At 59.2% G+C, this 9,816-nt stretch carries 7 protein-coding genes; 4 read left to right on the forward strand and 3 right to left on the reverse strand.

Annotated elements, in window-relative coordinates; translation table 11 throughout:
• The 3 genes from M0974_RS30180 to M0974_RS30190 form a co-directional block, all read left to right on the forward strand.
• A partial coding sequence (locus M0974_RS30180) for an ABC transporter permease (RefSeq protein WP_297845579.1) occupies positions 1-343 on the forward strand: 343 nt, incomplete at its 5' end.
• Between the two features lie 11 nt (positions 344-354).
• Complete coding sequence (locus tag M0974_RS30185) at positions 355-897, forward strand: DUF3299 domain-containing protein (protein ID WP_297845580.1); 543 nt, start codon at positions 355-357, stop codon at positions 895-897.
• A gap of 253 nt (positions 898-1,150) precedes the next feature.
• The gene (locus M0974_RS30190; protein ID WP_297845581.1) at positions 1,151-1,837 is read left to right on the forward strand and encodes an OmpW family outer membrane protein; all 687 of its coding nucleotides are present in this window, start codon (positions 1,151-1,153) and stop codon (positions 1,835-1,837) included.
• Between the two features lie 92 nt (positions 1,838-1,929).
• On the opposite strand, the gene M0974_RS30195 is transcribed toward M0974_RS30190, so the two are convergent.
• Together M0974_RS30195 and M0974_RS30200 are read right to left on the reverse strand one after the other, a co-directional pair.
• Positions 1,930-2,859, reverse strand: coding sequence for an NAD-dependent epimerase/dehydratase family protein (locus M0974_RS30195; protein WP_297845583.1), 930 nt, complete (start codon positions 2,857-2,859; stop codon positions 1,930-1,932).
• Positions 2,852-3,736: a sugar nucleotide-binding protein gene (locus tag M0974_RS30200; RefSeq protein ID WP_297845585.1), complete on the reverse strand. Its 885-nt coding sequence runs from the start codon at positions 3,734-3,736 to the stop codon at positions 2,852-2,854. The genes M0974_RS30195 and M0974_RS30200 overlap by 8 nt, the downstream gene beginning before the upstream one ends.
• A gap of 209 nt (positions 3,737-3,945) precedes the next feature.
• On the opposite strand from M0974_RS30200, the gene M0974_RS30205 reads away from it, so the two are divergent.
• The gene (locus M0974_RS30205; RefSeq protein ID WP_297845587.1) at positions 3,946-8,283 is read left to right on the forward strand and encodes a crosslink repair DNA glycosylase YcaQ family protein; all 4,338 of its coding nucleotides are present in this window, start codon (positions 3,946-3,948) and stop codon (positions 8,281-8,283) included.
• Positions 8,284-8,347: 64 nt separating this feature from the next.
• On the opposite strand, the gene M0974_RS30210 is transcribed toward M0974_RS30205, so the two are convergent.
• Positions 8,348-9,816 (reverse strand): mechanosensitive ion channel domain-containing protein (locus M0974_RS30210; RefSeq protein ID WP_297845589.1); only part of this gene is annotated, 1,469 nt, incomplete at its 5' end.

The following is a 9,816-nucleotide window of genomic DNA, read 5'->3' on the forward strand; positions in this document are numbered from 1 at the left end:
CACCGCGATCTTGACCAGCCTCAACGAACGCCGCCGCGAGATGGCGATTCTACGCTCCGTGGGCGCCCGGCCTTGGCATATTGCCAGTTTGTTGATTCTCGAAGCCTTTGCCCTGGCCTTGGCGGGTGTGGTCAGTGGCGTGGTCTTGTTGTACGTCGGGATCGCGGCGGCGCAAGGTTACGTGCAGTCCAATTACGGGCTGTTCTTGCCACTGTCGCTGCCTAGCGAATATGAATGGACACTGCTCGGGGGTATTCTGGCTGCCGCGCTGTTGATCGGTACCGTGCCCGCATGGCGCGCCTACCGCCAATCACTGGCTGACGGTTTGTCGATTCGTTTATGAGGGTTTCCACCATGTCGCGTCCACTGCTAGCGCTGTTACTGCTGATTGCGCCGTTACTGGCCGCGACGCCCACGTGGGCCGCAGATGCGCAGCCGCGTGATTTGACCTGGGAGCAGATGATCCCGCCCGATGCGCCGAAACTGCCGCCGCAAACCGCGCCGATTCATAACCTGTCAGGCATGGCCGACGCGTTGTCGGCGGAGTCAGCGCCCGCGGCCAAACAGCAGGCGCCCTCAGCCCCCGTGGTCAAAGCGCTCAACGGTCAGCACATCCGCTTGCCGGGCTATATCGTGCCGCTGGAAGTCACCGAAGAAGGCCGGGTGACGGAATTTTTACTGGTCCCGTATTTCGGCGCCTGCATCCACGTGCCGCCACCGCCGTCGAACCAGATCGTTTACGTGACCAGCAAAGTCGGGGTGAAACTTGACGAGCTGTATCAGCCGTATTGGATCGAGGGCTCGATGAAAGTCGAAGCGTCGACCAGTGAGCTTGCCGATGCCGGCTACAAAATGGCGGCTGAGAAAATCTATGCGTATGAGCTGCCGGATTCTTGAGCTCTGTCCATCGCTTTTACAAATATCTTGATCTTCCGTGGGACCGAATTCATTCGGGAAATGGGGTATCGCGGATCTTCAGACAAACCGCGGCGCTTTCTTCCCGAATAAATTCGGTCCCACGGGTAGTTTGAAATCCCCTTTGAATCACCCGGCGTCTCGCCATCCATTTTATTGAGCTGGGTCAAAAGGCCCACGGCAGTCGCGCCCTACCATTAGACATCGCCACAATTAATCGTCTAATGGAGCTTTCATGCACAAGTCACTGCTCGGCGCGTCTCTTTTTGCGCTGGCGCTCAGCGCCTCCCTCGTCGCACAGGCCCACGAAGCCGGCGACATCATCGTTCGTGCCGGTGCGGCGACGGTGAGCCCCAATGAAGACAGCGGCAATCTGAAACTGGATGGCGCCAAAGTTTCCGGCACCAAAGCGACCCTCGACAGCGATACCCAGCTCGGATTGGCGGTGGCGTACATGCTCACCAACCATTTCGGCATCGAGCTGTTGGCGGCCACGCCGTTCCAGCACACGGTCGGTGTCAAAGGCCTCGGCCCGGCATTGGATGGCAAGTTGGGTGACATCAAACAACTGCCGCCAACCTTGTCGTTGCAGTACTACCCATTGGAAACGACATCGAAGTTTCAGCCCTACGTCGGTGTGGGCTTGAACTACACGGCGTTTTTTGGCGGCGACCTGACCAGCCAGCGCAAGGACGAAGGCTTCAGCAATCTAAAGGTCCAGAATTCAGTCGGGATTGCCGGGCAGTTGGGTGCCGATTACATGCTGACCGACCGAGTAATGCTTAACGCCTCGGTCTGGTATATCGACATGAGCACCAAAGCCACGGTCGACGGCCCCACCGCACTGGGCGTCGGCCAGACCAAGGTCAGTGTGGACGTAGATCCGTGGGTCTACATGGTTGGCTTGGGCTACAAGTTTTAACCTCACACACCGCGTCGAGGCTTTCCCGAATAAATTCGTTCCCACAGTTGATATGCGATCTTCTGTGGGACCGAATTCATTCGGGTATTTTTTCAGCGCCCCAAAAGCCGAGCCAGCCCAACACTCAACGGTGTCGGCTGCGGAAACTCAAAGCGCTTCAGCAAGCGACTGTTGTTAGCCCGTGAATGGCGGATATCCCCCGAGCGCGCCGGCAAGTAACTCACCTCTGGCAAACGCCCAATCACCTGCGATAACGCCTCCAGCAACTGGTTCAGCGTAGTCGCCTGATTGAGACCAACGTTGATAGCCCCCACCTCGACTTCCGGCAACTCCAGCGCCTGCACCAACACTGCAGCCAAATCACCCACGTAAACGAAATCACGGGTTTGCTCGCCGTCGCCAAAAATCGCGATGGGCAGGCCTTTTTCAGCGCGCTCACAGAAAATGCTGATCACACCGGAGTACGGCGACGATGGGTCTTGGCGTGGGCCAAATATATTGAAAAATCGAAACATCACCGGCTCCAGCCCATGCTGGCGACGATAGAAGTCCAGATAATACTCGCTCGATAGCTTGTCTGACGCATACGGCGTCAACGGCGACTTAGCCGTGTCTTCATCGATGGACTCGCCTTCGCCGTTGTTGCCGTACACCGCCGCACTCGACGCAAACAAGACGCGCTTGATCCCGGCCTGACGCATGGCTTCGCACACGTTCAAGGTACTGATGAAGTTGCTTTGGTGGGTGCGAACCGGATCGTCCACCGATGCCTGTACCGAAGCGACGGCGGCCAAGTGCGCGACGGCCTGACACCCGATGGCAGCGCGAGCCACCAACGCGGCATCGGCGACGTCGCCTTCGATCAATTCCAGACGTGGATTTTCCAGCGCAAGGTTGCTGCGCTTGCCGGTGGACAGGTCATCGAGGACGCGCACGGCATAGCCTTTGGCAAGCAGTGCGTCGACTAGGTGCGAACCAATGAAGCCGGCGCCGCCGGTGATTAAAACAGGAGCATCAAGCATGGCGATAGTAACGGTCCAGTAGGCTTGGCAAGCCTGCACGCCAGGCGCGCGGCTTGATACCAAAGGTATGGAGGATTTTTTTGCAGGCGAGCACGCCGTGTTGTGGCTCCTCGGCAGCATCGGCCCGAGCGGCATGGGCCTGTGCGGTCGGTGCTTCAATCGCCAGCGGGTGCAACAAACGCGCTTCGGTCAAAATCGCCTGCCCCAGCGCCAGCGGCGTGGTCGCTTCGTGGCCGGCGTAGTGATAGGTACCCCACAGCGGCGCCGCGCAATCGAGTTGTTTGAGCACCGAGATAATGACCCTGGCCGCATCATCGACCGGTGTCGGGTTGCCACGGCGGTCATCGGCCATGAGCAATTCCTGCGGTTGCTCGGCGTGTTTGAGCAATCGCCCCAGCACGCCGTCGCCGCTGTCATCCAACAACCAGCCGAAGCGCAACAGCACATGTTGCGGGCAGGTAGCGCGCACACTTTGTTCAATTCGCCACAATGCTTGACCCCGTTGCCCCAACGGCACCGGCTCGTCTTTTTCGCTATAAGCAGTCGCCCGCGAGCCATCGAACACTCGATAGCTGGAAGGCTGCAACAACGTAATGTTGTGGTGCTGGCACAGTTCGGCAAGGCGCTCGACGGAGCGTTCTTGGCCAGCCAGCCGTACATCGCTCACGGTCTCCGCCTGAAACCAGTCGAAGTAATAAGCAAGATTGATCAAAGCATCAGGGCGGGTGTCATCAAGCAGTTGCGTCAGGCTCGCAGCATCCCAACCGTTTTCCGGTGGGCGCGGTGCGAGGAAACCAACATCTTCCTCGGCACCAAGACGAATCAGCGCCTGCCCAAGGGCATTCCCGCCGCCCAACAGCATAAGGCGCATTCGCATAGAGTCAGCAGGCTCGCTATCAGAATCAGTTTAAAAAAAATCAATAAAAACGTCTGCAAACATAACACGTTGATCCCTATCTCCCAAGAGGCGCCCGGCCTGTATGGGTTTGCGTATTTTTTTGCATCCAAAACGATGGGGCCAAGACAGCCTAAGCCTTTTGGCAGGAGACGCTTGCATCTTGACTGTGCCGCCCGCATAAATCGTTGATGAATCTTCTCACCCTCCCCGACCCGGTCCTGAGCGAGTTTCACCCTGCGGTCAGCACCTGGTTTAACGCCACGTTCCCGGCAGTGACCACGGCCCAGGCCCGCGCGTGGCCGCTGATCAAGGCGCGGCGTTCAACCTTGATCGCCGCGCCAACCGGTTCAGGCAAAACCCTGACGGCGTTTTTGGCGGTGCTTGATGACCTGGTTCATCACGGTTTGGCCAATGGCGGCGAGCTGCCGGACCAGACCTTTGTGGTCTATGTCTCACCGCTCAAAGCGCTGTCCAACGACATCCAGATCAACCTGCAAAACCCGCTGGCCGGAATTACCGAACAACTGGCACGGATGGGTCTGCCCGAACTGCGCATCACCACGGCTGTGCGTACCGGTGATACCCACCAGAAAGAACGCACTGCGATGCGCAAGACCGCGCCGCACATTCTGGTGACCACCCCCGAATCGCTTTACGTATTGCTGGGCTCCGACTCCGGTCGACGCATGTTATCGACTGTCCGCACGGTGATCGTCGACGAGATCCATGCCATCGCGTCGAGCAAGCGTGGCAGCCATCTGGCACTCAGTCTGGAGCGCTTGCAGGCCTTGTGCGACAAGCATCAGGGCGGTGAGCCGTTGTTGCGCATCGGTCTGTCGGCCACGCAAAAACCCATCGAGCGTGTGTCGAGGTTTCTGGTGGGCAGCGATCCGCTCAAACGGCCGTGCGCCATCGTCGACATTGGCCATGCTCGGCCACGGGATCTGGCCATCGAAGTGCCGCCTGTGCCGCTAAGCGCAGTGATGGCCAACGATGTGTGGGAGTTGGTGTATGACCGGCTTGCACAACTGGCCCGTGAACACCGCACCACGCTGATTTTCGTCAACACCCGGCGCATGGCCGAACGCTTGGCTCGGCATCTCAGCGAGCGGCTGACGAAAGAGGCGGTTGCCGCGCACCACGGCAGCCTGGCAAAAGAGCAGCGCCTGGACGCCGAACAACGACTCAAGCGCGGCGACTTACAAGTGCTGATCGCCACCGCCTCGCTGGAGTTGGGGATTGATATCGGCGATGTCGACCTGGTCTGTCAGATTGCATCGCCGCGCTCTATCGCCGCGTTCCTGCAGCGGGTTGGCCGCTCCGGACATCAGGTCGGCGGCACCCCCAAAGGTCGCTTGTTCGCGACATCCCGCGATGATCTGATCGAATGCACCGCGCTGCTCGATTGCGTGCGCCGTGGCGAGTTGGACACCCTGCTGATCCCCACTGCGCCGCTGGATGTTTTGGCACAGCAGATCGTTGCCGAAGTCAGTTGCGAAGAATGGCAGGAGCAGGCGTTGCTGGACATGGTACGTCAGGCATCACCCTACGCCGAGCTGGATGAAGCTCATTTTCAGGCACTGTTGCGCATGCTCGCCGAAGGTTACAGCGGCCGCCAAGGGGTACGCAGCGCTTACCTGCATCGCGACGCGATGACCCGTACTTTGCGCGGACGACGCGGCAGCAAACTAACCGCGGTCACCAGTGGCGGGACCATTCCGGACAATGCCGACTACAGTGTGATACTCGAACCTCAGGCGCTAAACATCGGCACGGTGAACGAAGACTTCGCCGTGGAAAGTATTGCCGGCGACGTGTTCCAGCTGGGCAACACGTCGTATCGCATCTTGCGCGTAGAAACGGGCCGAGTGCGGGTTGAGGACGCCCACGGTCAATCGCCGACGATCCCGTTCTGGCTCGGTGAAGCCCCGGGGCGCAGTGCGGAACTGTCGTTCGCCGTGGCGCGGTTGCAGGCGCACATCGATGAACTGCTAGGCGCCAGCCCCGGCGATTTACAGCCGTGCATCGATTGGCTCATGAATACGCTGGGGCTGGACGTGGGCAGTGCTGAACAATTGGTGGACTACCTGGCCCGTACGCGCTTGGCGCTGGGTGCCTTGCCGTCCCAAGACACGTTGCTGATGGAGCGGTTTTTCGACGAGTCGGGCGGTACCCAACTGATTATCCACACGCCCTTTGGCAGTCGAATAAACCGTGCCTGGGGGCTGGCGCTGCGCAAACGCTTTTGTCGCACCTTCAATTTCGAGCTGCAAGCGGCAGCCAGCGAAGACGCTATCGTATTGTCGTTGTCCACCAGCCACAGCTTCGAACTGGACGACGTCTGGCGCTACATCAAGGCTAACAATGGTGAACATCTACTGATTCAAGCGGTATTGGATGCGCCGTTGTTTGGCGTGCGTTGGCGCTGGAGCGCCAGCATCGCGTTGGCCCTGCCCCGTTACAGCGGTGGACGAAAAGTAGCGCCGCAACTGCAACGCATGAAGAGCGAAGACCTGATCGCCACGGTGTTTCCAGACCAGATCGCGTGCCTGGAGAACGTGGTCGGCGAGCGTGAAATTCCCGACCATCCGCTGATAGAACAGACCCTCGACGACTGCCTGCACGAGGCCATGGATTGCGAAGGATGGCTGACCCTACTGCGGCGCATGGAGAGCGGCGATGTACGCTTGATCAGCCGGGATTTGCCCGCGCCCTCACCGTTGGCTGCGGAGATTCTGAATGCGCGGCCGTTTGCGTTTCTGGACGACGCGCCGCTGGAAGAGCGCCGCACTCAAGCAGTGCTCAACCGGCGCTGGAGCGATCCCAGCTCCACCGACGATCTAGGCGCGCTGGATGCCGATGCGATTGCCGCAGTCGGCGAAGAAGCCTGGCCGCAGCCGCAGACCCTCGATGAAATGCACGAAGCGTTGATGACCCTGAGTTGCGTCAGCGGTGCCGAGGCTCGTGAGCATCCGCAGTGGTTGGGATGGCTTGAGGCCTTGGCTAACAGTGGCCGCGCAACGCGCTTACAAGTCAGCCCGGACGGCGCCTTGTGGTTAGCCCTCGAACGCCTGACCTGCTTGCGTGCGGTATATCCACAGGCAGAAATGCACCCGCCGTTACACGCGTTAGATGGGTTCGATGAGTCGTGGAATGAGGACGAGGCCACCGTGGAAATCGTCCGTGCGCGCCTTGCTGGTTTTGGTCCATTGTCTGTGGCGGCGATAGCCGAACCTCTGGCGTTGCCTGTCGCTCGGGTGGCCCAGGCACTGGCTCGACTGGAAAGCGAAGGCTACGTACTGCAGGGTCGCTTCAGCCCCGGAACGCTTGATGATCAATGGTGCGAGCGGCATTTACTGGCGCGCATTCATCGCTATACGGTGAAGCGCCTGCGGCGGGAGATCGAGCCGGTCTCGTTGCAGGATTTCATGCGATTTCTGTTCGATTGGCAGCACCTGTCCAGCGTTACCCGCAGCCAAGGTAAGGCGGCGCTGCCTCAAGTGGTTGAGCAATTGGAAGGCTATTGCGCAGCGGCGAGCGCTTGGGACAGCGATATTCTTGCGGCCCGACTCAAGGACTATTCGCTGACCTGGCTCGATGAGCTGTGCCGCTCGGGTAAAACAGTGTGGATGCGATTGGCCCCGCGCAACAAAACCGGCAGTGCGGCGTTGCGCAGTACGCCCATCGTCTTGTTACCGCGCAGCCAAGTGCGCTTGTGGAGCGAGCTGACGGAACAACCGCCGCCGTCGGAACTGTCACTGCGCGCACAAAAAGTCCATGCCGCACTGGCCAGCCACGGCGCGTTGTTTTTTGATGAGCTGGTACAAGAAGCCCACTTGCTGCGCACCGAGCTAGAGAATGCGCTGCAAGAATTAGTCGGTGCCGGATTGATAAATGCAGACAGCTTTGCCGGGTTACGGGCGCTGATCACCCCGGCCAGTAAGCGCTCGGCACACACCAGCCGACGTAACCGCGGTGCGTTTATTGGTGGTATGGACGATGCCGGGCGCTGGGCTTTGTTGCGGCGTTCGCCTGTTGCAGAGCCCAATGAAACCGCTCGGTATAAAAACACTGCGCCGCAAACCCTCGAACATGTGGCCATGACCCTGCTTCGACGCTACGGCGTGGTGTTTTGGCGGGTGCTGGAGCGTGAAGCGGACTGGTTGCCGAGTTGGCGTGAACTGTTGCGCACGTTTCATCGACTGGAAGCGCGCGGCGAGATTCGTGGCGGACGGTTTATCAGTGGTCTGGCGGGTGAACAGTTTGCGTTGCCGGAAGCCATTCCGTTGATGCGGGAAGTTCGTCGGCGACCACTGGATGGCAGTTTGATCAGCCTGTGCGGCGCTGATCCGCTGAATCTGGTGGGCACCCTGCTGCCCGGCAACAAAGTACCGGCGCTGGCAGGCAATCGATTGGTCTATCGCGATGGGATTCCAGCCGCAGCCATTATCGCCGGCAAACCGCAGTATTGGTTGGAGCTGGACCCGCAAGCCACGGCGCTGCTTAGGGATCGGTTGCTGCATTAAAACCGTGTCGCCTGCTTCCCGAATGAATCCGGTCCCACAGATTTGAACTTCCCGCTGTAGGTCTTTACGTAGGCGCGGGGCTTTCTGATCCATCACCGTTGGTGACGGTGGGTTTGGCCGGTGCGGGCTGCTGGTCTGCGCCGCTGTTCTCGCCATGCGGACTCATGACCATCTGTGGATAAGTTTGGGCGAAGCGAACGTCCGGGGTTTTATCCACAAGCCGTTTCAAGCGTTCATTGAACGCACGGCTGACACCATATTGCCCACCCGAGACAGTTCGAAATTGCGCCGTCAGCACAATCCCGTTGAGGTCCATGCGGTCCAGCCCGAACACTTCAAGCGGCCCTTGCAGGTTGCTATTGAGCAACACGTCGTCGCTGATGGAACTGCCCGCTTCACGAATCAACGCGGTGGCGGAGTCGATGTCCGTGTCGTACGTGAACTGGATAGCAAAGAACGCATACGCAAATTGCCGCGATTGGTTGGTCACCGCCTTGATCTGGCCGAACGGCACAGAGTGCACGAAGCCTTTGCCATCCCGTAAACGCAGGGTGCGGATGGTCAGGCTTTCAACCGTTCCAGAATGCCCGGAATCCAGTACCACCCAATCGCCGATGGAAATAGTGTCTTCAATGATGATGAACAGGCCGGTGATCACGTCCTGTACCAACTGCTGCGAACCAAAACCAATTGCCAGCCCGACCACACCGGCACCCGCCAATAGCGGCGCGACATTGATCCCAAGATTGGCCATGGTGGTGATGGTGCAAATCACCAGCAGGATGATTTTTATCGCGTTGCGCAGCAGCGGCAAAATCGTTTTTATTCGGGTGCTGGGCTGGTGCGATGAGCGTTTATTGATCGGTGGCTTCAGGGCTTCCTGGATCGCCGTATCGAGGATCACCCACAACAGCCACGTGACCAGAAAAATCAGGCCAATCCGGCTGAGTGAATCACTGATGGCCCGGCCGACAGTATTGCCTTGGGCGAACTCCAGCAGCGAGAACCCCCAAATCCGCCCCAGCACCTCGATGAAGGTGATGGCCAGAACAATTCGCAACACCGCATGCAGCAGGCTTAACAGCCGCGTTTTATAGACATGATCGCTGCGATCATCGGCCTCGTTGGGTTTGAACAGATGCTGGAACACCGTGCTCAAAAATACCGTAGCGATCAACAACACGGTGGTCAGCAATGCACAGCGCAGCGCCTTCTGGCTGTCTTCACCCGCGCCGATCAAATGAATCGCCGACACCACAATCATCAGCAGAATCGGCAAATACCAGACACTGGAAAAGATCTTCAACGACTCTTGCAGCGCCGGTTGGCGCAAACGGCCCGCCAACGAGCGGTTTCGAATCAAGTGCGCGACCGGCCGACGCAATTTGATCACCAGCATACAAAACACCACCGAGGCGAACAGCCCGGTGAACACCGCGATGCTGGCGGTGACGTTGCTGCCCAGTTGGCGGGATATTTGCGGACTGGTGAGCGCATCACTCAAGGCCGCAAGAAAGCCGATCATGAACAGTG

It is taken from the genome of Pseudomonas sp. (assembly GCF_026224925.1).
Taxonomy (GTDB): Bacteria; Pseudomonadota; Gammaproteobacteria; order Pseudomonadales; family Pseudomonadaceae; genus Aquipseudomonas.

Bases quoted from the DNA above. Each gene is read 5' to 3' on its own strand.
- M0974_RS30190 (WP_297845581.1), top strand. From the start codon at position 1,151: ATGCACAAGTCACTGCTCGGCGCGTCTCTTTTTGCGCTGGCGCTCAGC.
- M0974_RS30200 (WP_297845585.1), bottom strand. From the start codon at position 3,736: ATGCGAATGCGCCTTATGCTGTTGGGCGGCGGGAATGCCCTTGGGCAG.
- M0974_RS30205 (WP_297845587.1), top strand. From the start codon at position 3,946: ATGAATCTTCTCACCCTCCCCGACCCGGTCCTGAGCGAGTTTCACCCT.
- M0974_RS30185 (WP_297845580.1), top strand. From the start codon at position 355: ATGTCGCGTCCACTGCTAGCGCTGTTACTGCTGATTGCGCCGTTACTG.
- M0974_RS30195 (WP_297845583.1), bottom strand. From the start codon at position 2,859: ATGCTTGATGCTCCTGTTTTAATCACCGGCGGCGCCGGCTTCATTGGT.